The organism is Novosphingobium sp. (assembly GCF_965229225.1).
Taxonomy (GTDB): Bacteria; Pseudomonadota; Alphaproteobacteria; order Sphingomonadales; family Sphingomonadaceae; genus Novosphingobium.
The window spans coordinates 1109274-1132279 of the sequence record NZ_OZ245867.1 but is presented as its reverse complement, the minus strand read 5'-3'; the positions used below and the strand labels follow the sequence as shown (position 1 = coordinate 1132279).

Here is a 23006-nt window from a genome sequence, read left to right as displayed (position 1 = left end):
AGTCTCAAGAGGAGCGGTTTTGCCGGGTAGATTGCAACCAAACGCCAAGCACCGAAATCAGAACGTAGGCAAACAGCGCGGTTAGCGGCAGGCTGGCATCGACCACTGTCGTGCGCGCGCCGAACCAGTCTATCGATTGAACCAGCGCGAGCACCACGGCCAGCACCCCCAGCGCCCATCCGGCGCGCGGCGAAACAGGCCGCGTGCGCCAGACATAGAACGCCAGCGCGCCAAAGATGAGGGCGAGTTCCAGCGGCTTTTCGACCAGCGGCAGGTCCCACAGTCCCAACCCGAGCAGGGGCGGCGATCCCGCTAGCGTGAGATCGGGCCGATGGACGAGAAGATCGAGCAGCCAGTGCGAGAGCACTGCGGCGGCGGCGAGCAGAGCGGCGGCGGCGCTGCGCCAGACCAGCCAGACCAGTGCCGCAAAGCCTGCCGCCCATACGCCGGTGCCGAGCAGGCTGTGCGTGTAGGGCATGTCGTAGAGATCGAGCCAGTTGCTGGCGGTGATTCCCGGCACCATGCGAAAATGCTCGATGCCGAGAAGGGCGAAGGTGAAGAAGCCGAAATCGATGAGCTGCGTGCCGACCATGAGCACTGCCAGCGGCGGCGCTTTGCGCGCTGTGGCGGCGATGAAGGCGGGGGCAAAATGGCCGACGAACATGGGGCCTCAGCCGGCGAAAGCGCGTGCGGCCCAGGTGGCGGCAACTGCGGCGGTCATCGTGGCGAAGGCGCCCCAGCAGACATCAATTGCGGTCACGTAACTCGGCCAGCGGGCGAGTGTGGCCTGATTGGTGAAATCATAGGTTGCGTAGCACAGCGCGCCGAGCAGGGCGCCGTTGAGCGCTGCGGCGCCGAGACCGGAGGCGATGCCGGGGCGGATCGCGAACCAGACCATGCCGCCAAGGTAAGCGAGGTAGAAAATGCCGGCAGGGGCAAGGCGGAATGTGGGAGCCAGGAGATCGCCGAGCGCGGGGCGATAGAGGTTTGGCCCGGCCCAGCCGAGCCACAGCGCATCGAGCGCCCCGAACACGAGGGCCGCCACGACATAGGCGATTACGAGTTGCATCCACGGTCTCCCTGCCTCGAAGCTTGACCGGCTGCGGCTCGCCCGTCAATGCTGGCACGCGATGGTAGACCAACCCGACATCGGCTCGCTGAGTTTCGAGGAAGCCCTGAAAGCGCTGGAGGATATCGTCCGCCGGCTGGAAAGCGGCGAGGCGCCGCTGGACGAATCAATCGACCTCTACGCGCGGGGGGATGCGCTGCGCGCGCATTGCCAGAAGCGGCTGGATGCGGCGCAGGCGCGGATCGAGGCGATTGTCAGCGATGGGCCGGGGCGCGCTGCGGGCACCAAGCCATTTGATGAAGGAAACGCCGGGGCATGACCGCGATGGAACGGACGGGCCCTTGGCAGGACCTGCTGCGCCCGGCGCTGGTGCGCATCGCCGAGGATATCGACAGCAGCTTCGATGCGCTGCTGCCGCTGGCGAACGACCCGCGCGACAGGCTGATCGAGGCGATGCGCTATGCCGCGATCGGCGGCGGCAAGCGGCTGCGCCCGCTGCTGGTGCTGGCCACCGCCAGCCTGTTCGGCGCGGACCGCTCCATGGCGATCCGGGTGGGCACTGCGATCGAGGCAATCCACGTCTATTCGCTGATCCACGATGATCTGCCGTGCATGGATGACGACGCGCTGCGCCACGGCAAACCGACGCTGCATGTCGCCTTCGATGAGGCGACGGCGGTGCTGGCGGGGGACGCGCTGCACGATTTTGCCTTCGAGGTGCTGTCTGATCCCAACCTGTCGGGCGACCCCTTCGTGCGGATCGAACTGGTGCGCACGCTGGCGCTGGCGAGCGGGATGAACGGCATGGCCGGCGGGCAGATGATGGATATCGCCGCCGAGACCGCCTCGTTCGATCTGCCGACGGTGACCCGGCTGCAGCAGTTGAAGACCGGCGCACTGCTGAGCGCGGCGGTGGAAATGGGCGCGATCATCGGGCGCATTCCGGCCGAGGGGCGCTCGCACTTGCGCGGCTATGCCCGCGATATCGGCCTTGCCTTCCAGATTGCCGACGATCTGCTCGATGCCGAAGGCGACGAGGAAGCGGCGGGCAAGGCGCTGCGCAAGGACGAGCAGGCGGGCAAGGAGACCTTCCTTTCGCTGCTCGGGCCGGAGCGGGCGCGAGAGCAGGCGCATATGCTGGTCGAGCAAGCGGTGCAGTTTCTGTCCTCCTATGGGGAGGAAGCGGACCTGCTGCGTGCGCTGGCGTGGTTCATTGTCGAAAGGGATCGGTAGAAATGGGAGAGGCGGGAAGCAGGATCGGGGTATACCCCGGCACGTTCGACCCGATCACGCTGGGGCATCTCGATATCATTCGCCGGGGGGCAAAACTGGTCGACAAGCTGATCATCGGCGTGACGACCAATCCTTCGAAGAACCCGATGTTCACGCCCGAGGAGCGCATGGCCATGGTCACGCGTGAAGTGGCGGCGCAGGGGATCGAGAACGTCTCGGTCATGGGATTCAACGCGCTGCTGATGAAGTTTGCCGAGAAGCAGGGCGCAAGCGTGATCGTGCGCGGCCTGCGCGCGGTGGCGGACTTCGAGTACGAATACCAGATGGCGGGCATGAACCAGCAGCTCAATGACGGCATCGAGACGGTGTTCCTGATGGCCGACGTCAGCCTGCAGCCGATCGCTTCCAAGCTGGTCAAGGAAATCGCGCTGTTTGGCGGCGACATTCACCGGTTCGTGACGCCGACAGTGCGTGATGAAGTGGTGGAGCGGGTGGAACGCCAGGGGAGGCTTGGCGACTATTGAACGCGGCCTGGTGAACGCCGGGCCAGGGGCGATTTGTTCATTGCGGCGTCATCGCCGGGGGGCTATCCGGCGCACATCGGCAGATCTGATCGGCCAGAGTGATTAGGAATTGGGTTTGATGGCATCGCGTTTGTTCACCAGGATCACGCTCGGGCTCGCGCTCGGCGCGGCGCTCATCGCCCCGATTTCGCCGGTCATGGCCCAGCGCCCGCCGGAGAAGGAAGCGGCCAAGCCGATCAAGATCGATCCGATCCAGCATGCGCAGACGATCACGTATGCCGTCGATGCCGATATCTCGCATGATCCCGACAACGTGCTGCTGCTCGATCTTTCGAACGGCGGGCGCGTGGCAATCCGGCTCATGCCGGAATGGGCGCCCCACCATGTCGAGCGGATCAAGACGCTGACCAAGGAAGGCTTCTACAACGGGGTGATCTTCCACCGCGTGATCGAGGGCTTCATGGCGCAGACCGGCGATCCCACCGGCACCGGGCAGGGCGGTTCGAAGCTGCCGGACCTCAGTGCCGAGTTCAACGATATCCCGCACTTGCGCGGCACCGTTTCGATGGCGCGCACGGAAGAGCCGAATTCGGCCAACAGCCAGTTCTTCATCGTGTTCTATCCGCGCTTCGCGCTCGATCACAAATATACCAACTTCGGGCGGGTGATCGCGGGGATGGATATCGTCGATTCCATCGTGCGCGGCGAGCCGCCGAAGAACCCGACCAAGATCGTGCAGGCAAGCTTGGCGTCCGAGGGCAAGGCCCCGCCGCCGCCGCCCGCGCCGGCTGCGCCCGCAGCGTTTACCGCAGACATGCTGAGCAATTCCCAGTCCAACTGAGGGTTGCTGGCGCGGCTTGGCGCGAGGGTTTGTCATTTAGTTTGTCCGCATGCCCGCTGAGCTTGTCGAAGCAACGCAGCGGCGCTAGCGGCCATACCCATGCGTGTAGACCTGTTTGATTTCGAGCTTCCGCCCGAGCGCATTGCGCTGCGCCCCGCCTCTCCGCGCGATTCGGCCAAGCTGCTTGGGGTGGGGGCGCAAGGGCCGTTCACCGATGCCGCGGTGCGCGATCTGCCCAGATTGCTGCGCGCGGGCGATGTTCTGGTATTCAACGATACGCGGGTGATCCCGGCGCAGCTGGACGGCGAAGTCGGCAACGCCCGGATCGGCGCGACCTTGCACAAGCGGATGGACCTGCGCCGCTGGCAGGCCTTCGTGCGCAACGGGCGGCGGCTGAAGCCGGGCGTGGTGGTCACGTTCGGCGCTGGCGTGACGGCGACCGCCGAGGAGCGCCACGCCGACGGCAGCTGGACGCTGGCCTTCGGCGGCGAGGAGCCGGTCGAGGTGCTGCTCGAGCGGGCGGGCACGATGCCGCTGCCGCCCTATATCGCGGGCAAGCGCGCGGTGGATCAGCGCGACCGCGAGGATTACCAGACGATGTTCGCAGCAGAAGACGGCGCAGTGGCCGCGCCGACCGCCGCGCTGCACTTCACGCCCGAACTGATGGCCGCGCTCGCCGAGGCGGGCGTGCTGCATGAGACGCTGACCCTGCACGTGGGGGCGGGCACGTTCCTGCCGGTCAAGGCCGACGATACCGACGACCACGCGATGCACGCCGAATGGGGCCGGATCGAACCCGAAGCAGCGGCGCGGCTCAATGCTGTCCGCGCGGCGGGCGGGCGGATCATCGCAGTGGGCACGACCAGCCTGCGCCTGCTGGAAAGCGCGGCGGATGAAGCCCGCGTGATCCACCCCTTTGCGGGCGATACCAGCATCTTCATCACGCCGGGCTACCGCTTCCGCGCGATCGATGGGCTGATGACCAACTTCCACCTGCCCAAATCGACCCTGATGATGCTGGTCAGCGCGCTGATGGGTCTGGAGCGGATGCAGGCGGTTTATGCCTACGCGATCGCGAATGAGTACCGCTTCTACAGCTACGGCGATTCCAGCCTGCTGATCCCCTAGGCCGCGACCATCTCCGCCACGGCATCAAGCACGGTGAGGCGCTGCTTCTTGAGGTCTTCGAGGTGATGGTCGGACGTTGGCTCGATCCCGGTTTCGGCGCGGTGGATCGCCTTGTCGAGCTGGTAGTAGGCATCGCTGAGCTTCTGGAAGTGCGCGTTGCCGAGCTTGAGTGCGTGGAGCTTTGCGGTGGCATCCGGAAATGCGGCGGCGAGATCGTGGGCGGAATGGCTCATGCGTGGTCTCCTCGTTGGGGTCTGGGGGGAGCCTAGCAGGGCGGGAGGGGCGGCGAATTGCGGCCGGTCAATTCGCGAACCAGCTCCACACCAGTTTGCCGGTGAGCGCCAAGCTGGCGGTGACGAGCAGCGGGCGGATCAGCCGCGCGCCGTAGCGCGTTGCAAGCCGCGTGCCGATCATGGCGCCCACCATCGAGCCTGCGCCCATGCAGATACCGAGCAGCCAGATGACCTGCCCGCCCAGCGCAAAGACCACGAGGCTGGCGACATTGCTGGCGAGGTTGAGCAGCTTGGTAAGGCCCGTGGCGCGGGTGAGGCCGAGGCCGCGCAAGGCGACCAGCGTGGCGGCGAAGAACTGGCCGGTGCCGGGGCCGAAGAAGCCATCGTAGAAGCCGATGCCGCCAGCGACGGGGAGATAGGCCCCTTCGGAGAGGCGCGGCTTGCCCGGCGCGTCGTCCATGCGGGGGGAGAGCAGGGTGTAGAGCGCAGCGCCCATCAGCAGCAGGGGTACGACGAGGCGCAGGACCTTGGCATCGAAGTGCTGGATGACGAGCGCGCCTGCGCCCGCGCCGAGGAAGGCGGCGATCGTGGCAGGCAGATTAGGGCGCAGCGTGAAGAGCCCGGCGCGGTGATAGCGCGTGGTGGCGACGGTGGCGCCCATCGCGGACTGCAGCTTGTTGGTGCCGAGCATCAGATGCGGCGGCAGCCCGGCGTAGATCAGCGCCGGAAGCGTCAGCAGCCCGCCGCCGCCCGCTATGGCATCGATGCAGCCCGTGAGTACGGCAAGGGCGGTCAGCGCGGGATAGAGCCAGGGGGCGAGGACGAAAGCTTCGTGCATTTGCGCCCCATGGCGTTTGTGCGTAAGGCGCACAACCTCTCCCGCACCCGAGAACTTGCGCAATGACCCGCTTTTCCTTCGCCGTCCACGCCACTGATGGCCGTGCCCGCACCGGCGCGATCACGATGCAGCGCGGCACGATCCGCACGCCCGCGTTCATGCCGGTGGGAACGGCGGGCACGGTCAAGGCGATGAAGGTCGAGGACGTCGCGGCGACGGGCGCGGACATCATCCTCGGCAATACCTATCACCTGATGCTGCGCCCTGGCGCGGAGCGGATGGCGCGGCTGGGCGGGCTGCACAACTTCATGCGCTGGGACAAACCGATCCTTACGGACAGCGGCGGCTATCAGGTGATGAGCCTTTCCGACTTGCGCAAGATCACCGAGGAAGGCGTGACCTTCGCGAGCCATATCGACGGTTCGCGGCACAATCTGACGCCGGAGCGCAGCATGGAGATCCAGCGGCTGCTGGGTAGCGACATCGTGATGGCCTTCGATGAGTGCCCCAAGATCGACCAGCCGCGCGACGTGATCGCGCGCAGCATGGACATGTCGATGCGCTGGGCAAAGCGCAGCCGCGACGGCTTCGATGCGGGCGGCGCGCATGCGGAAAGCGCCGCACTGTTCGGCATCCAGCAGGGCGGGCTCGACAAGGAGCTGCGCGCGGCGAGCGCGGGGGCGCTGCGGGATATCGGCTTTGATGGCTATGCCATCGGCGGACTGGCGGTGGGCGAGGGGCAGGAGGCGATGTTCGCCACGCTCGATTTCGCGCCGGGCCAGCTGCCGGAGGATCGTCCGCGCTACCTCATGGGCGTTGGCAAGCCCGATGACCTTGTTGGCGCGGTGGAGCGCGGGGTCGACATGTTCGATTGCGTGCTGCCGACGCGTTCGGGTCGCAACGGTCAGGGCTTCACCTGGGACGGGCCGCTGAACATGCGCAACGCGAAGCACGCCGAGGACATGGGGCCGCTCGATCCGGAGTGCACGTGCCCGGTGTGCGCCAAGTATAGCCGGGCCTACCTGCACCACCTCCACAAGGCGGGTGAGATGCTGGGCGCGATGCTGCTGACCGAGCACAACCTCTCGTTCTACCAGCAACTGATGGCCGCGATGCGCGGCGCGATTGCCGAGGGGCGGTTTGCGGCCTTTGCGGCGGGGTTCCGGGCAAGATATCTGGCGAAGCGCTGAATTCAGGTCAGGTTGACACAGTTGACACAGTCCTGAGGAAAAACTCCGCCCCCTCTTTTCGCAGGCAAACGGCACCGGCGGTGACAGCGCGGCGAGCGGGTTTCTTCACGGTTTCACAGAGCAAGGCTGCACCCTATCGTGCCGGGCTTGTGTAGGACAGCGCCTTGCGTTGCCCAGCGTTCGCGCGGGTTCCATATCGGCGCTGTTCGCGCTTGCATGGCGGCAGTCTTGCGCTGAGGATGCGATGGCTTTTCCGGGGGAGGCCAAGCTTGCGCCTTGCGTTGTGGATGATGGGATTGAGCGCCGCGAGCCTGTCCGGCGCGGGCCGCGCGCTGGCTCAGGCGGACGAGGGCACCGTGATCGCGGCGAAGTTTGGCGCGCTCGAATCCGTGCGGCAGATCAGCCTTTCGACCGATGGCTCCAAGATTGCCTACGTCGCGCCGCAAGGTGATGGCGGGGCCCGGCTTATGGTCGTCGATCTTGCGGGAGACGGCGTGCCCAAGGCCGTGCTGGCTCAGCGGCCCGGGCCGGAGACGCTGCGATCTTGCAGCTGGGCCACGGCGACGCGGCTCGTCTGCCGCAATACCACCGTCTATGACTACGGCGGTTATCTGCTTCCGATCAGCCGCCTCTTCGCGCTCGACAGTGATGGCGGGAATGTCCAGCGCGTTTCGGCCGGGACCGGCAGCGATACGCTGGGCTCGGTGGCGCTGACGGGCGGATCGGTGATCGACTGGGCCGCTGTGCCGGGCAAGCCGGGCCGCATCCTCGTGACGCGCTTCTTCGTGCCGCAGCAGGCCTCGCAAGTCGGCATCAAGCGCGATGTGACGGGCTTCGGGGTCGAGGAAGTCGACGTCACCAGCCTCTCGCGGCATACTGTCGAGCGGCCTGTTGCCGAGGCCAGCGAGTATATCAGCGACGGCCATGGCAATGTGCGCATCATGGGCGTGCAGCCCATCGACGGGAATGGCGATCGGCGCGGACAGGTCACTTATTCGTTCCGCCAGCCCGGATCGCGCGAGTGGCAGAGCCTTTCGAAGGTAAGGCTCGATGCATCCGGCCGGGAGGACGGCTTCAATCCGCTGGCGATCGATGCGGCGCGCAACGTGGTCTATGGCTGGCAAGCGCTGAACGGGGCGCAAGCGCTCTACACCATGGCGCTCGACGGGTCGGGCAAGCAGGAGCTGGTGCTGGCGCGCGATGGGGTCGATGTCGACGGTCTGATCCAGATCGGGCGCGACCAGCGCGTGGTCGGCGCGAGCTATGCAACAGACCGGCGCATGGTCGAGTTCTTCGATCCTGCGCTCAAGAAACTTGGCGCGGGGCTGGGCAAGGCGCTGCCAGGGCAGCCGAGCGTGGCCTTCATGGATGCAAGCGACGACGGCAAGTTGCTGCTGCTGGCATCGAGCGACGTCGATCCGGGGACGTTCTACCGCTATGACCCCGCAACCCGGCAACTCGCGCCGCTGCTGCCGGTGCGCGCGGAGCTGGCCGGCGTGACGATGGGCACGATGAAATCGGTGACCTATCCGGCGGCGGACGGGACGATGATCCCGGCCTATCTGACGCTGCCGCCCGGCAGTTCGGGGAAGAATCTGCCCGCCATCGTCATGCCGCACGGCGGACCATCATCGCGCGACGAGTGGGGTTTTGATTGGCTGGTGCAGTTCTTTGCGGTGCGCGGATATGCGGTGCTGCAGCCGAATTTCCGCGGCTCTGCGGGCTATGGCAGCGACTGGTACCAGCGCAATGGCTTCCGCTCGTGGCGCACCGCAATCGGCGATGTCAACGATGCGGGCCGCTGGCTCACGGCGCAGGGCATCGCCGCACCGGGCAAGCTGGGAATCGTGGGCTGGTCCTATGGCGGGTATGCCGCCCTGCAAAGCTCGGTGCTCGATCCCGAACTGTTCAAGGCAATCGTGGCAGTGGCGCCGGTGACCGATCTGCAGCGGCTTCGTGTAGACAGCAGCAAGCTTGGCCGCGACTTCATCGGAGAGGGGCCGCAAGTGACCGAGGGATCGCCGGCGCAGAATGCCGGCCGGATCAAGGCCCCGGTTCTGCTGTTCCACGGCGATCACGACGTCAATGTCGATATCGCGCAATCGCGGATCATGGAGGACAAGCTGCGCGCGGCGGGCAAGGCGGTGACACTGGTGACGTTCCCCGGGCTCGATCACCAGCTGTTCTCCGCAGCGGCGCGCACGCGGGTGCTGGCGGAGAGCGATGCCTTTCTGCGGAAGGCCATGGGTTTCTAGCTCGGGAAAGCGATTGCCTTCCGCGCCCTGCCGCAGCACCTTGGCATCCGGTGAGGATGGGGGGTGTGATGCGGCGGATTGGGGTTGTGCTGGCAGGGCTGCTGGCGGCGGTTTCGGGCTCGGCGGTGATGGCGCAGGAGGTGCCGCCTTCGGTGGTCCGCGAGGCTCGGGTGGTGCCGGGGCTGCAGGCGGCCGGCGAGATCGTGATCGACCGGGCTGGCATTCCGCATATCTACGCCGGAAACGCGCGCGACGGGTTTTTCCTGCAGGGCTATGCCGTGGCGCGCGACCGGCTGTGGCAGATCGATTTGTGGCGCAAGCGCGGTCTGGGGCGGCTCTCGGCGAGTTTTGGACCAGCCTACGTGGCGCAGGACCGGGCAGCGCGACTGCTGCTTTATCGCGGGGACATGATCAAGGAATGGGCGGCCTATCCGGCGGCAGCGAAGGGTTGGACCGAGGCGTTTGTGTCTGGAATCAATGCCTTCGTTGCCGATGTTGAGGCGGGGCGGCAGCCGTTGCCGCTGGAGTTTGCCGCGAGCGCCAGTCGGCCCGAGCGCTGGACGGCGGACGATGTCGTGCGCATTCGCTCCAATGCTCTCGCCAGCAACATTGCCTCCGAAGTCGACCGGGCGCGGGCGCTGTGCGGCGGGGCGGGGCCTTATGAGGCGATGCGCGCGCCGCTGGAGCCAGCGACGCACAAGCTGGTGATGCCCAAGGGGCTCGATCCGTGCAGCATACCCAAGGACGTGCTCGATGAGTACCTGCTGGGCACGAGCGAGGTGCGCTTTGATGGCAAGGCGCTGGCCCTGGCACTGCGCGATCCCGAAGTGCAGGAGGGATCGAACAACTGGGTGATCGCGCCTGCTCGCAGCGCGACGGGGCGGGCGATCATGGCCAACGATCCGCACCGCACGCACAGCGTGCCGAACTTGCGCTATCTTTCGCATATCGACACCCCCGAGCTGAAAATTGCGGGTGCGGGCGAGCCGGCGCTGCCGGGGATGAGCCTTGGGCACAACGAGGATGCGGCCTGGGCGCTGACGATCTTTGCCATCGACCAGCAGGACCTGGTGGTGAACCCCAAGGGCGCGAAGTTGACCGAAGTGCGCGAGAGCATCGCGGTGAAAGGCGAGGCCCCGCGTGAGGTCGTGCTGAAGTTCACCGCAGACGGCCCGGTGATCCATGAGGATGCCGCCAGTGGGCGCAGCTTTGCCTTGCGCGCGACGTGGAACCAGCCGGGCGCTTCGGCCTATTTCAACGCGGCCTGGGCCTTTACGGCGAAGAGCTGGGACGATTTCCGCGCGGCGCAGACACACTGGGGGGCGCCGCCGCTCAACCTGCTCTATGCCGACAGGGGCGGCACGACGGGGTGGATGGCGGCCGGGTTCGTGCCGAAGCGTGCGGCGGGCGACGGGCTGCTGCCGGTGCCGGCGGGTAAGGCCCATGGCTGGAATGGGCTGCTCGACGGTGCGCTGATGCCGGCGATCAAGGACCCGGCGCAGGGGTGGTTTGCGACGGCCAACCAGTACAACGTGCCGGCGGGCTATCCGCATATGCTGGGTCTCGAATGGTCCAATCCGAGCCGGATGACGCGGATTACCGAGGTGATCGCGGCGAAGCCCAAATTCGGCATCACCGATGCGATGGCGCTTCAGAACGATGTGACTTCGCCCTTTGCGCGGCGGGTGGTGAAACTGCTGGGCGGGCTTGAAGGGAGGACTGTGGATGAGACAGGCGCGCTGACGCTGCTGCGCGGCTGGGATGGCGAGCTCGGCGCGGAGAGCGCGGCGGCGGCGCTCTACGAGATCTGGGCGCGGCGCTTTCTGCCCCAGGCCGCGGTGAAGGCGATCGTGCCTGAGGCAGCGCGGGAAGCGATCGGCACAGTTGCGCTGATCGGCGTCGTTCAGACGCTTGAGGACGGCAAGCTACCAGCGCAGCTCAGCCATGCGATCCTGCTCGATTCGCTGGGGAGCGCGTGGGCCGAGATGACGCGGCGGCTGGGGCCCGATCCGGCGCGATGGCGCTGGGGCTCGCTGCATGTCGCGGATTTCCGGCCGGCGCTCGCCATTCCAGGCCGCGAGAGCGGACAGCGGGTGGGGCCGCTGGGGATCGGCGGCGGGTCTTCGACCCCCAATGCCGCGAGCTGGTCGGGCGATTTCCTGCTGACGGCGGGGCCTTCGGTGCGGCTGGTGATGGACGTGGGCGCGTGGGACAACAGCGTGGCGATCAACACGCCGGGGCAATCTGGCGATCCGGCGAGCGCGCATTACCGCGATCTATTCGCGCGCTGGGCGGGCGGGGCTTATGTGCCCTTCGTGTGGAGCCGGGCGAGGGTGCTGCAGGAAGCGGAGCGGATCATCGCGGTGACGCCGGGGGAGTAGGGCTTTACCCCTCCGTCAGCCCTGTGGGCTGACACCTCCCCATTTGCACTTCGTGAAGATGGGGAGGACCACGAAGAAACAAAAAAGGCGGGGTGTTAGCCCCGCCTTCTTCGTGTTCGGTATGAAACCGGTGGATCAGCGCGAGTAGAACTCGACGACCAGGTTCGGTTCCATCTTCACCGGGTAGGGCACTTCATCGAGCGTCGGGACGCGGACGAAGGTCGCCTTGTCGGCTTCGGCGGCGACGTAATCGGGAATGTCACGCTCGGCCAGCGACTGGGCTTCGGCGATCAGCGCCATTTCCTTGGCCTTGGGGCCGAGGGTCAGCACGTCGCCCGGGCGGACGCGGCGGCTGGCGATGTTGCACTTCACGCCGTTGACGCGGATGTGGCCGTGGCTGACGATCTGGCGGGCCGAGAAGATCGTCGGCGCGAACTTGGCGCGATAAACGATCATGTCGAGGCGCTGTTCGAGCAGGCCGATGAGGTTCTGGCCGGTATCACCCTTCATGCTCGCCGCTTCCTGATAGGTGCGCTTGAACTGCTTTTCGGTGACGTCGCCGTAGTAGCCGCGCAGCTTCTGCTTGGCGCGGAGCTGGATGCCGAAGTCCGACACCTTGCTCTTGCGGCGCTGGCCGTGCTGGCCGGGGCCATAGGCGCGGCGGTTGACCGAGCTCTTCGGGCGGCCCCAGATGTTTTCGCCAAGACGGCGGTCAATCTTGTGCTTCGATGCCTTGCGCTTCGACATGGCAAGTCCTTTCAATTTGCTTTGGCGGCCAGCGCGTGGCCGACCTATGGGAACCGGCCTTGAGGCCGGCGTTTCGTAGACCCGGAACCGCACCATGTTCCCCTAAGGGGCATGCGGCCACTGCTTCACCGGGCGTGCAGGGCCAATTGCGAAGGCGCGCCTAGACCAGCGAATGCGGGGAATGTCAAGGCGGGAGTGCGTTTCCTGCGTGGATGCGCAGAGAAGCAGGAAGAGATGGTTCGCGCAGAGATCGCCGAGTTCGCAGAGAGAGCCGAAGTTGGCTGCGCCGAAGGTCTTCAACCCGTCTCTGCGAACTCTGCGATCTCTGCGCGAACCAATATGGAAATAGGGACAGTCCCCATTTATCGCGGCGTGCGCATCAGGGCGGTGATGACGCCGCGCATGGTGCGCACTTCGAGGTGGTTCCATGCCGGTTTGGTCAGCATGTTGCGCAAGGTGAGCCGGGTGGCATGCGCGCGGCCGACCGGTTTGAAGTAGTCGCGCGGTTCGAGATGCTCGGTGATCTGGGCGATCAGGCCTTCGAGCTCCACCTGCGGAGCAGGGGGCAGGATCTCTTCGGCGGGGGGCTGGGCAAGGCCGCCCTGGGGCGCGTGCTTCGACCATTCGTAGGCGCAGAGAATCACCGCCTGCGCGAGATTGAGCGAGCCGAATTCGGGGTTGATCGGCACGGTGATGATGCTGCGGGCAAGCGCGACATCATCGGTTTCGAGGCCGGAGCGTTCGGGGCCGAACACGAAGGCGGTGCCGCCCACGGCGGTGGCGGCTTCCTTCGCGGCTTCTTCGGGCGTGAGGACAGGCTTGGTGACGCCGCGCTTGCGCACGGTGGTGGCGTAGACATGCGCGCAATCGGCGACGGCGTCCGCGAGGGTTTCGTAGACTTCCGCATTGGCCAGCACGATGTCTGCGCCCGCAGCGGCTGGGCCGGCGCTGGGATTGGGCCAGCCATCGCGCGGAGACACGAGGCGCATGCGGGTGAGGCCAAAATTGAGCATGGCGCGCGCGGCCTTGCCGATGTTTTCGCCGAGCTGGGGCCGGACGAGGACGATAACGGGGTTTGCAGTCACTTCCCCCCCACCTCGCGCACGGTGCTGGCAAATTCCTCGAAATCGCGCGCTTCGGTGAAATCGCGGTAGACGGATGCGAAGCGGATATAGGCGACGCTGTCGAGCTGGCGCAGGCCTTCCATCACCATTTCGCCGATCTGGCGGCTTTCGACTTCGGCATCGCCCAAGGTTTCGAGCTGGCGCTGAATGCCGCTGACGAGGCGCTCGATGCGTTCGGGCGCGACTGGGCGCTTGCGGCAGGCGAGCGCAACGGATTGTTCGATCTTGGCGCGGTCGAAGGGTTCGCGGCGGGGTTCGCCGCCCGGCGCGCCCGCCTTCACCACCATGACTTCGCGCAGCTGCACGCGCTCGAACGTGGTGAAGCGCGCGCCGCAGCCTTCGCACTGGCGGCGCCGGCGGATCGAGGTGTTGTCCTCGCTCGGCCGGCTATCCTTTACCTGACTCTCTTCATGGGCACAGAAGGGGCAACGCATCAGGCGGGTTTACTTGATCCGTTGCCAGAAGGCATAGCCCGCGCCGACGGCAAGGCCGAGCGGGAGCGACACGAACGGGAGCAGCGCACCCGCCACTGCGCCGATGCCCGCGCCGATCAGGACCGGCTTGGTCGACGGGTGGTCCATGCCCTGCTTGGCCATGCCGCTGATTTCAGTCTGGGCGCGGCCGAGAAGATCGTTGTTGTCAGACATGGTTCAAAGCTCCGGATAGATGGGGAAGCGGGCGCACAGGGCTTCAACCCGCTCGCGCACGCGTTGTTCCACCTGGCCATCGCCTTCATCGCCATTGCGCGAAAGGCCATCGACGACCTCGGCGATAAGGGCACCGATCTGCCGGAACTCGTCCTCGCGGAAGCCGCGGGTGGTGCCGGCGGGGGTGCCCAGGCGGATGCCCGAAGTGACGAAGGGCGAGCGCGTATCGAAGGGGATGCCGTTCTTGTTGCAGGTCAGCCAGGCGCGGTCGAGGCCCTTTTCGGCAGCCTTGCCGGTCACGTCCTTGGGGGTGAGATCGACCAGCATCGAGTGGTTGTCGGTGCCGCCCGAGACGATGCCGAGGCCGGCTTCCTGCAGACTGGCCGCCAATGCGCGCGAATTGGCGACGACCTGGTGGGCATAGGCCGCAAATTCGGGCTTCAGCGCCTCGGCAAAGGCGACGGCCTTGGCGGCGATGATGTGGACGAGTGGGCCGCCCTGCATGCCGGGGAACACCGCCATGTTGATCTTCTTGGCGAGCGCTTCATCGTTGGTGAGGATCACGCCCGAGCGGGGACCGCGCAAGCTCTTGTGCGTGGTGGTGGTGACCACGTGCGCGTGCGGGATCGGCGAGGGATGCGCGCCGCCCGCGACGAGGCCGGAGATGTGCGACATGTCGACAAGGAGGTAGGCGCCGATCTCGTCCGCGATGGTGCGGAAGGCTTCCCAATCCCACACGCGCGAATAGGCGGTGCCGCCGGCGATGATGAGCTTGGGCTTGTGTTCATGGGCCGTGGCGCGGACCGCGTCCATGTCGATCTGGTGATCCTCGCGGCGCACGCCATAAGCGACCGGCTTGAACCACTTGCCCGACATGTTGACCGGCGAACCGTGGGTGAGGTGGCCGCCCGAATTGAGATCGAGGCCCATGAACGTATCGCCCGGCTGCAGCAGGGCAAGGAACACGGCCTGGTTCATCTGGCTGCCCGAATTGGGCTGCACGTTGGCAAACTCGCAGCCGAACAGCTGCTTTGCGCGCTCGATGGCGAGCGTTTCGACGACGTCGGCATATTCGCAGCCGCCGTAGTAGCGCTTGCCGGGGTAGCCTTCGGCATACTTGTTGGTGAAGACCGAACCGGCGGCTTCAAGGCAGGCGAGGCTGGTGATGTTTTCCGACGCGATCAGCTCGATCTTGGTCTGCTGGCGGTTCAGTTCACCGCGGATCGCGGCGTAGACTTCAGGATCGGCCGACGCGAGGTGTTCGGTGAAGAAGCCGGCTTTGCGGATTTCCTGCGCGGGGGCTGCAATGTTCATCGGCGGGGCTCCTTATGCGAGGGCAGGGGTGGAAAGCTTGGCGACGCGCCCTTCGTGGCGGCCACCGAGAAATTCGCCGGCAAGGAAGGCTTCGACGCAGGCCTTGGCCATTTCGGGGCCGATCAGGCGGGCGCCCATGGCAATCGCGTTGGCGTTGTTGTGCGAGCGGCTGAGTGCGGCCGAGAGCGGCTCGCTGACCAGCGCGCAGCGCAGCGCCGGGTGGCGGTTTACCGCGATCGAAATGCCGATGCCCGAGCCGCAGAGCGCGACGCCGCGATCCGCGTTGCCTGAGGCAACTGCTTCGGCGATCTTGTAGCCGTAGTCCGGATAGTCGACGCTGGCGGTGCTGTCCGGCCCGAGATCGAGCACTTCGTGGCCCAGCGCGGCGATATGGGCGGCGAGTTCGGCCTTGAGATCGAAGGCGGCGTGGTCCGAGGCGATGGCGATGCGCATGGGCGGCGGGTGGTCCTGAGCCGGGGGATTCGTGTGTCCAGAGCGCTTTAGGAGGGTTGGCCGAGCTTTGCCAGTGCGTGTGATTGCCTTAAGTGCAGTATTAGGAAGAATAATAACAAGGCGGAACCCCTCCGCCCCGTCTGTGGCGGGTCCGGGGGATATGCATCTTGCGCAAACCTTTCGATCAGGCTTGGTTGCACACGATAGGGAGAAAACATGAGCAAACGGCTGATCCTGCTGGCGGCGCTAGTGCTGGGCATTTTGCTGGGTATTCGCGCGACGACCCCGCCTGCGCCGGTGGGGGCTGATGCGCCGCCGCAGGTCTTTTCTGCCGGTCGCGCGATGGCGGATGTCCGCACGATCGCGGCGCGGCCGCACCTTGCCGCCTCGCCCGAGAACGCAGCCGTGCGCGCGCATATCGCGGGGCGGATGGCGGCAATGGGGATGGCTGTGCACGAGACGCCGTTCACCGCACCGCCGGAGAGCGCCAAGCGGCTGGCGTGGTGGAGCGGCAAGCCTGATCCCGCACCTACGCTCACCAACGTGATCGGCGTGCTGCCGGGCAAGGACCGCAGCTTGCCCGCCGTGTTGTTGATGGCGCACCACGATACCGTGGGCGGATCGCCGGGGGCGGCGGATGATACCGCAGGCATTGCGTCGCTGCTGGAGACAGTCCGGGCGGTGAGGGCCGGTGGGCAGCCTGCGCGTGACCTCATCGTCCTCATCACCGATGGCGAGGAACTGGGGCTCGATGGGGCGCGGCACTTCTTTACCGCCGATCCCTTGCGCGCGCATATCGGCGCGGTGATCAATGTGGAGGCGCGCGGCGGCGGAGGGCGGACGACGCTGTTCGAGACCTCGGCGGACAATGGCGCGGCGATTGCGCGGGCGGCAGGCGCGATCGCGCGGCCCGGCGGCTCCAGCCTCGCGGTATTCATCTACAAGGTGCTGCCCAACGATACCGACCTCACCGAGACGCGCGGCGGGCCTTGGACGGGCTACAACTTCGCGTTCATCGGGCGTCCGCAGCTCTACCACTCGCCCAAGGCGACCCCCGATGCGCTCGATCAGGGGGCGCTGCAGGATATGGGCGCGCAAGTGCTCGATCTGACGCGCGCGCTGCTGGTGGCGGAACCGCTGCCGGGCAGGGCGCCGGACGTGGTGTTCTTCGATGCGCTAGGCTTTGCGCTGGTGGTCTATCCGCCTTGGGTGGGCTGGGCGATGCTGGCGGTGGGGGCCGTGTGCCTCGGCCTTGCCGCGCGGCGTGGCGGCGGCTGGAGGGATGGCTTGGCGGGTGCTGCGCGGATGCTGGCGCTGATCGGGCTCGCCGGGGTGATGCTTTGGGCGGTGAACGCGCTTTCGATCGGGCCGGACAAGGTAAATTACTATGACCGGCTGGCGGCGATCCCGCGGTTGGAAGTGATGGCACTGTGTGGCGGAATGGCAGCGTTCCTGCTGGCGCTGGGGGCATGGAAGGCCAAGCCGGCGGGGCTGGTGGGCGCGGCGCTGCCGCTCTTCCTGCTGGGACTGGTGCTGCAAGCGCTGGCACCGACGGCGGGCTACATCGTGGTGCTGCCGGTCATGCTGGCGGCGCTGGCCATGGCGGCTGGCGAGAGTGCGGGCGGGCGTCTGATCACGCTGGCGTTGGGCGTGCCGGTGATCGGCTACATGATCTCGATGGGCCATTTCGTGATGCAGGGCGTGGGCCCGAGCCTGCCGATGGCGGCCGCGCTGCCGCTAGCGCTCGCGGTGCTGGCTGTGCTGCCGCTGTGGGAGGGCCTCAGCGCGCGGACCGCGCGGATGGTGGCGGCGGTGCTGCTGGTGGCGGCGCTGGGGACGGCGTTGACAGTGCGGCTCGATCCGCTGGCGGATACCGTTCCGGCCTACAGCGCGGACAAGTGAGAGCCGTTGCAACGCCGAAGCCCAGCCTGTAGCGCCGCTATGAAACATAACATTCGGGGGGGTGGATGGCCCAGAACGAGGTCTTGATCGCGGGCGGGGGGATCGGCGGGCTGGTGCTGGCGCTGACGCTGCACCAGATCGGCGTGCGCTGTACGGTGTTCGAAAGCGTGCGCGAACTGAGGCCGTTGGGGGTGGGGATCAACCTGCAGCCCAATGCCGTGCGTGAACTGGAAGACCTTGGCATCGGCGAGGCCGAGCTCGATGCGGTCGGTATCCCGGCGCGCGAATGGGCGCTGGTCGGGCTTAACGGCAAGGACATCTATGCCGAGCCGCGTGGCAAGCTCGCGGGCTATCGCTGGCACCAGTATGCGGTGCATCGCGGGCAGTTTCATATGCTGCTCTACCGCACGGTGCTGGAGCGGCTGGGGCCGGATGCGGTGCGGCTGGGGTGCCGGGTTTCGGGATACCGCAAGGACGCCGATGGCGGCGTGACGGCACTGGTCGAGCGGGCGGATGGCGGGCGCGCGGAGTTCGGCGGCGCGCTGCTAATTGGCGCGGACGGCATCCATTCGGCGATTCGGGCGCAGATGCATCCCGATCAGCCTCCGATCCACTGGGGCGGCACGATCATGTGGCGCGGCACGGCGCGCGGGGTACCGATCCGCAGTGGCTCCTCGTTCGTGGGGCTGGGCACGAGCCGGCACCGCGTGGTGCTCTATCCGATCTCGCACCCGGATGCGGAGGGCATGGCGGACATCAACTGGATCGCCGAGCAGACCTTTGATGCGAGCCATGACTGGACGCAATCGGGCTGGTTCCGGCCGGTGCCGCTTGCCGAGTTTGCGCATGAGTTCGAGGGCTTTGTCTACGACTGGCTCGATCTGCCGGCGCTGCTGGCCGGGTCAGACGTGGCCTATGAAAACCCGATGATCGACCGCGATCCGCTGCCGACATGGGTGGACGGGCCGGTCCTGCTGATCGGCGATGCGGCGCATCCGATGTATCCGACGGGTTCCAACGGCGCCTCGCAGGCGATCATCGATGCGCGCGTGCTGGGGCGGATCATGACGCAGCAGGGGGTGAACTCGGGGACGCTGGCGGCGTTCGATGCCGAGCTGTGCGGCCCCATCGGCGCGGTGGCGATGCGCAACCGGGGGGCGGGGCCGTTTGGCCTGCTCAACATGGTAGACGAGCGCTGCGGCGGGCAGTTTGACGATATCGACGCGGTGATCCCGGCCGAGGAGCGCGCGGCGTTCATGCTGGCTTATCAGAAGGCGGCGGGCTTCGCGAAAGAGCAGCTCAATGCCGCGCCGCCGACGATCCCGGCTGGGGCGAGGGTGCTGGGAGAAATTGGGGCATGACGATTGCGCTGGAACATGTCTGCGATCTGGTGGTCGAACTTTCGGCTCCGCACGAAATGGGTGCGGCACTGACGGGCACGCGTCGGATTATTCCGATTGTCGGCGGAACGGCGCGCGGCGAGCGGATCAACGGGCGCATCCTCAACGTGGGCGCGGACTGGCAGACAGTGCAGGCGGGCGGCGTGGCACAGCTTGACGCGCGCTATGCGATAGAGACGGACGACGGCGCGGTGATCGAAGTGGTGAGCCAGGGCATCCGCCATGCCTCCGCCGAAGTCGCGGCGCGGATTGTGGCGGGGGAGGCGGTGCCGCCTTCGGAATACTACATGCGCACCGCGATCCGGCTCGACTGCGGGCATCCGGACTACGCGTGGGTGGCGCGCTCGATCTATGTCGCAGATGGCGGCAAGGTGGGAAATACGGTGCGGCTGGCGGTTTGGCGGGTGGGGTGAGGATTGGCAGGATCGCGCTTTTGGCATTAATTCTTTGGAATGAGACCCGACCAATCCGTGCCCCCAGCTCAAAAAGCTTCACCCTACCAGTCCGGGGCACCGCATCCTTATGCTTGTTTTGGCTGCCGAAAGAGCTTCAAGCGCGCCAGCCGCACGCGAGCAGTGCTTCCTTGCCCGAACTGCGGCGGCCCCAGCGTCGGCCTCACGCGCAAATTCAAGCCACCCAAGACCACTGATGTGAAGCAGTGGCGAAAGGTCGAGGCACTCGTCCGCCGAGGATTTCTCTTCTGGAGCTTGCCAGAAGCCTACCCAGACACGTTGGACGAGGTCGAGGCATTTGCCCATCGCAATGCGGCGCATGTCGTAGAGCAACGGGCACTGAATCCGAGCGCTTATACAGAAATTGACGCCGCCTTGTCATAACGGCTCAATAAATAGGGACAGTCCCTATTTATTGAGCCGAGGGCGGCCTCGCGGTCTTGGTTCAGTTACCGGACCTCCCGGCACTTCAATCCTGCCAAGCGGACGGCCGGATCGCATAGCCGCTTCGAGTTCGTCGTCGCGCTCGCTTGCTTCGACGCCATCCTCCAGATAGGCGCGCCAGTTGGTGACCGGGAATTCTTGCTCCAGATCGGTCAGCCCATCGGGCGCGCCGCTGATGTGAGCTCTGGCGCTCGACCATGGCCATTGTTCTGCGCTGCCTACGAGCCCGGCCTTGACCGGATTGTTCTCGATATAGCGGACGGCAATGGCGAGGTGCGCAGCGTCCATCGGGTAACTCGCATAGCGTCCCTGGAAGAGGTGGCCCGAGACACCTTCGCGCAAGTTTATCCGCTGGGCATAGCTGGTGTGCGTGCGGGAAAGCACAGCACGCAGGGCATCAGCGGACGGCGGCACGAGCACGAGGTGAACGTGGTTGCTCATGAGGCACCATGCGAGGCAGCGCACCGAATGGTCAGTGCAGTTCTTTGCCAGAAGTGCCAGATAGCGCCGCCGGTCGTGATCGGAGAAAAAGACAGGCTGCTGGCGATTCCCGCGCTGGATCACATGGTGAGGGCAATCGGGAACGACGAGTCTCGCGGCACGCGGCATTGCGCTACCTCAAAAATAGGGACAGTCCCCATTTATTCAGTCTTGTCGGCCAGCGCAATATAAATGGGGACTGTCCCTATTTTTGGGCGGAGTGTGTGGCGCTTGCGTTGCAAACGAAAAGGGCCCCGCCGCAGCGGAGCCCCAATTCGTAAATAGGGACTGTCCCTATTTATTGATCCAGGAACGAACGCATCTTCCGTGACCGGCTCGGGTGCTTCAGCTTGCGCAGCGCCTTGGCTTCGATCTGGCGGATGCGTTCGCGGGTCACCGAGAATTGCTGGCCGACTTCTTCCAGCGTGTGATCAGTGTTCATGCCGATGCCGAAGCGCATGCGCAGCACGCGTTCCTCGCGCGGGGTGAGGCTGGCGAGGACGCGGGTGACGGTTTCCTTGAGGTTGGCCTGAATCGCCGCGTCCACCGGGATCACCGCGTTCTTGTCCTCGATGAAATCGCCGAGGTGGCTGTCTTCCTCGTCGCCGATCGGCGTTTCGAGGGAGATCGGCTCCTTGGCGATCTTCATCACCTTGCGGACCTTTTCGAGCGGCATCGACAGGCGCTCGGCCATCTCTTCCGGCGTCGGTTCGCGGCCCTGCTCGTGCAGGAACTGGCGGCTGGTGCGCACCAGCTTGTTGATCGTCTCGATCATGTGGACCGGGATGCGGATCGTGCGCGCCTGATCGGCAATCGAGCGCGTGATCGCCTGCCGAATCCACCACGTGGCATACGTGCTGAACTTGTAGCCGCGGCGGTACTCGAACTTGTCGACCGCCTTCATCAGGCCGATGTTGCCTTCCTGAATGAGATCCAGGAACTGCAGCCCGCGATTGGTGTACTTCTTGGCGATCGAGATCACGAGGCGCAGGTTGGCCTCGACCATTTCCTTCTTGGCAATGCGCGCCTCGCGCTCGCCCTTCTGGACCATGTTGACGATGCGGCGGAACTCACCGAGCGACATGCCGGTGGCGGCTGCGATATCGGCGATCTCGGCGCGGATGCGCTCGACCGGATCGGCTTCGTTCAGCGCGAAGGCGGCCCACTTCTTGTCGCGGGTCGCAAGTGCCTGCAGCCAGCCTTCATCGAGCTCGCGCCCGACGTACTGATCGAGGAAGTCCTTGCGCGGCACCTTGTGGCGCTCGGCCAGACGCAGCATCTGGCCGCCGAGCGTGGTAAGGCGGCGGTTGAAGGCGTAGAGGTTGTCGACCAGATATTCGATCTTGGTCGCGTGGAACTGCACGCTTTCGACTTGCGCGGTGAGATCCTCGCGCAGCTGCTGGTACTGAAGTTCCTTGGCGGCGGGGAAATCGAGCCCGGCACCGAGCGCGTTCAGCCGCTGTGCCTGCACCGTTTCGAAGGTACGGAACAGGCTGGTGATGTGAGCGAACTTCTCGAGCGCTTCGGGCTTGAGCTGCGCTTCCATCTGCGCGAGGCTGAGGGTGTTGTCCTCTTCCTCTTCCTCGGCCGGGCGCTTGGCGCGGCGTTCGGTGAGCTCGTCGTCCTCGTCTTCGGCGGATTCCTCCTCCTCGACGTCCTCTTCTTCCTTGAAGGAGGGGCCGGCCGTGGCTTCGCTGATCTCGCCGTCACCGGTTTCCTCGCCGTCTTCGGAGAGGTTCTCGGGCTGCGGCTCCTTGGAGAGCATCGCGTCGAGATCGAGGATCTCGCGCAGCTGCATTTCGCCCGCGTTGAGCGCCTCGGACCACTGGATGATCGCGTGGAAGGTGATCGGGCTTTCGCACAGGCCCAGGATCATGGTGTCGCGGCCGGCCTCGATGCGCTTGGCGATGGCGATTTCGCCCTCGCGGCTCAAGAGCTCGACTGCGCCCATTTCGCGCAAGTACATGCGCACCGGATCATCGGTACGTTCGATGGTTTCCTTGCGCTTCGAGACAAGGTCCGGGCGCTCGTCGACCTGTTCGGCCTCGTCGGCGTCGTCCTCGGCGGCCTTGTCCTCGGGATCGACCGCGTCCTCGTCGCTCTCGACGATGTTCACGCCCATCTCCGAGATCGCGGCCATGATGTCCTCGATCTGGTCGGCAGACATCTGGTCCTGCGGCAGGGCCTCGTTGAGTTCGTCTACCGTGATGATCCCGCGCCGCTTGGCGCGGGCGATCAGCTTCCGGATGGAAGCATCGTTGAGATCGATCAGCGGAGCGTCGCCGGTGTCAGTCGTATCGTTGGAAGCCATCTATTCCCGGTACCATCTGTGCGCGCGCGGACTGCAACTC

The 23006-nt window shown here is 66.0% G+C and carries 23 protein-coding genes; 11 read left to right on the top strand and 12 right to left on the bottom strand.

The window, feature by feature from the left end; all coding sequences use genetic code 11:
- Window positions 1-4: 4 nt before the first annotated feature.
- Entirely contained in the window at window positions 5-664 is a 660-nt protein-coding gene (locus tag ACO06X_RS04990; protein ID WP_421838872.1) for a hypothetical protein, read from the bottom strand.
- A 6-nt stretch (window positions 665-670) separates the two neighbouring features.
- Complete coding sequence (locus tag ACO06X_RS04985; protein WP_421838871.1) at window positions 671-1069, bottom strand: DUF2177 family protein; 399 nt, start codon at window positions 1067-1069, stop codon at window positions 671-673.
- 61 nt (window positions 1070-1130) lie between these two features.
- Between ACO06X_RS04985 and ACO06X_RS04980 the strand changes: the two genes are divergently transcribed.
- From ACO06X_RS04980 to queA, 5 genes are all read left to right on the top strand, one after another.
- Complete coding sequence (locus ACO06X_RS04980) at window positions 1131-1388, top strand: exodeoxyribonuclease VII small subunit (protein WP_421838870.1); 258 nt, start codon at window positions 1131-1133, stop codon at window positions 1386-1388.
- Window positions 1385-2302, top strand: a complete 918-nt coding sequence (locus tag ACO06X_RS04975) for a polyprenyl synthetase family protein (protein ID WP_298171079.1) — start codon at window positions 1385-1387, stop codon at window positions 2300-2302. Before ACO06X_RS04980 ends, ACO06X_RS04975 begins: the two co-directional genes overlap by 4 nt.
- Window positions 2303-2304: 2 nt before the next feature.
- Window positions 2305-2826 (top strand): pantetheine-phosphate adenylyltransferase, encoded by a 522-nt coding sequence (gene coaD, locus ACO06X_RS04970; RefSeq protein WP_421838869.1) that lies wholly within the window; start codon window positions 2305-2307, stop codon window positions 2824-2826.
- A 118-nt stretch (window positions 2827-2944) separates the two neighbouring features.
- On the top strand, window positions 2945-3667 hold the full coding sequence (locus ACO06X_RS04965) for a peptidylprolyl isomerase (RefSeq protein ID WP_421838868.1): 723 nt from the start codon (window positions 2945-2947) through the stop codon (window positions 3665-3667).
- Window positions 3668-3766: 99 nt separating this feature from the next.
- Window positions 3767-4795 (top strand): tRNA preQ1(34) S-adenosylmethionine ribosyltransferase-isomerase QueA, encoded by a 1029-nt coding sequence (queA, locus tag ACO06X_RS04960; protein ID WP_421838867.1) that lies wholly within the window; start codon window positions 3767-3769, stop codon window positions 4793-4795.
- Here queA and ACO06X_RS04955 read toward each other — a convergent pair.
- Window positions 4792-5028 (bottom strand): YdcH family protein, encoded by a 237-nt coding sequence (locus tag ACO06X_RS04955; protein WP_421838866.1) that lies wholly within the window; start codon window positions 5026-5028, stop codon window positions 4792-4794. The two genes, queA and ACO06X_RS04955, sit on opposite strands and share 4 nt — an antisense overlap.
- Before the next feature lie 67 nt (window positions 5029-5095).
- Window positions 5096-5866, bottom strand: coding sequence for a TSUP family transporter (locus ACO06X_RS04950; protein ID WP_421838865.1), 771 nt, complete (start codon window positions 5864-5866; stop codon window positions 5096-5098).
- A gap of 62 nt (window positions 5867-5928) precedes the next feature.
- On the opposite strand from ACO06X_RS04950, the gene tgt reads away from it, so the two are divergent.
- The 3 genes from tgt to ACO06X_RS04935 all read left to right on the top strand — a co-directional run bounded on the left by tgt (window position 5929) and on the right by ACO06X_RS04935 (window position 11692).
- On the top strand, window positions 5929-7056 hold the full coding sequence (gene tgt, locus ACO06X_RS04945) for a tRNA guanosine(34) transglycosylase Tgt (RefSeq protein WP_421838864.1): 1128 nt from the start codon (window positions 5929-5931) through the stop codon (window positions 7054-7056).
- A 287-nt stretch (window positions 7057-7343) separates the two neighbouring features.
- Window positions 7344-9311, top strand: a complete 1968-nt coding sequence (locus ACO06X_RS04940; RefSeq protein WP_421838863.1) for an alpha/beta hydrolase family protein — start codon at window positions 7344-7346, stop codon at window positions 9309-9311.
- 68 nt (window positions 9312-9379) lie between these two features.
- Window positions 9380-11692: a penicillin acylase family protein gene (locus tag ACO06X_RS04935; RefSeq protein ID WP_421838862.1), complete on the top strand. Its 2313-nt coding sequence runs from the start codon at window positions 9380-9382 to the stop codon at window positions 11690-11692.
- Between the two features lie 135 nt (window positions 11693-11827).
- On the opposite strand, the gene rpsD is transcribed toward ACO06X_RS04935, so the two are convergent.
- The 6 genes from rpsD to rpiB all read right to left on the bottom strand — a co-directional run bounded on the left by rpsD (window position 11828) and on the right by rpiB (window position 15977).
- Window positions 11828-12439 (bottom strand): 30S ribosomal protein S4, encoded by a 612-nt coding sequence (rpsD, locus tag ACO06X_RS04930; protein ID WP_421838861.1) that lies wholly within the window; start codon window positions 12437-12439, stop codon window positions 11828-11830.
- Between the two features lie 362 nt (window positions 12440-12801).
- Window positions 12802-13524: an RNA methyltransferase gene (locus ACO06X_RS04925; protein WP_421838860.1), complete on the bottom strand. Its 723-nt coding sequence runs from the start codon at window positions 13522-13524 to the stop codon at window positions 12802-12804.
- Window positions 13521-13997, bottom strand: coding sequence for a transcriptional regulator NrdR (nrdR, locus tag ACO06X_RS04920; RefSeq protein WP_298174155.1), 477 nt, complete (start codon window positions 13995-13997; stop codon window positions 13521-13523). The genes ACO06X_RS04925 and nrdR overlap by 4 nt, the downstream gene beginning before the upstream one ends.
- A 9-nt stretch (window positions 13998-14006) precedes the next feature.
- A complete protein-coding gene (locus ACO06X_RS04915) occupies window positions 14007-14210 on the bottom strand; it encodes a hypothetical protein (protein WP_298174153.1) in 204 nt (67 codons plus the stop codon).
- A 3-nt stretch (window positions 14211-14213) separates the two neighbouring features.
- Window positions 14214-15524, bottom strand: a complete 1311-nt coding sequence (gene glyA / locus ACO06X_RS04910) for a serine hydroxymethyltransferase (RefSeq protein ID WP_421838859.1) — start codon at window positions 15522-15524, stop codon at window positions 14214-14216.
- A 12-nt stretch (window positions 15525-15536) separates the two neighbouring features.
- A complete protein-coding gene (gene rpiB / locus ACO06X_RS04905) occupies window positions 15537-15977 on the bottom strand; it encodes a ribose 5-phosphate isomerase B (protein ID WP_421838858.1) in 441 nt (146 codons plus the stop codon).
- A 216-nt stretch (window positions 15978-16193) separates the two neighbouring features.
- On the opposite strand from rpiB, the gene ACO06X_RS04900 reads away from it, so the two are divergent.
- The 3 genes from ACO06X_RS04900 to ACO06X_RS04890 all read left to right on the top strand — a co-directional run bounded on the left by ACO06X_RS04900 (window position 16194) and on the right by ACO06X_RS04890 (window position 19692).
- Window positions 16194-17879, top strand: coding sequence for a M20/M25/M40 family metallo-hydrolase (locus ACO06X_RS04900; RefSeq protein ID WP_421838857.1), 1686 nt, complete (start codon window positions 16194-16196; stop codon window positions 17877-17879).
- A gap of 65 nt (window positions 17880-17944) precedes the next feature.
- Window positions 17945-19240 carry a flavin-dependent oxidoreductase gene (locus ACO06X_RS04895; protein WP_421838856.1) on the top strand — a complete coding sequence of 432 codons (1296 nt, stop codon included), beginning with the start codon at window positions 17945-17947 and terminating at the stop codon, window positions 19238-19240.
- Window positions 19237-19692 carry a DUF3237 domain-containing protein gene (locus ACO06X_RS04890; protein ID WP_421838855.1) on the top strand — a complete coding sequence of 152 codons (456 nt, stop codon included), beginning with the start codon at window positions 19237-19239 and terminating at the stop codon, window positions 19690-19692. Before ACO06X_RS04895 ends, ACO06X_RS04890 begins: the two co-directional genes overlap by 4 nt.
- A 447-nt stretch (window positions 19693-20139) precedes the next feature.
- On the opposite strand, the gene ACO06X_RS04885 is transcribed toward ACO06X_RS04890, so the two are convergent.
- Together ACO06X_RS04885 and rpoD are read right to left on the bottom strand one after the other, a co-directional pair.
- Window positions 20140-20784: a transposase gene (locus ACO06X_RS04885; RefSeq protein ID WP_421838854.1), complete on the bottom strand. Its 645-nt coding sequence runs from the start codon at window positions 20782-20784 to the stop codon at window positions 20140-20142.
- Between the two features lie 169 nt (window positions 20785-20953).
- On the bottom strand, window positions 20954-22966 hold the full coding sequence (gene rpoD, locus ACO06X_RS04880) for an RNA polymerase sigma factor RpoD (protein ID WP_421838853.1): 2013 nt from the start codon (window positions 22964-22966) through the stop codon (window positions 20954-20956).
- Between the last annotated feature and the right edge of the window lie 40 nt (window positions 22967-23006).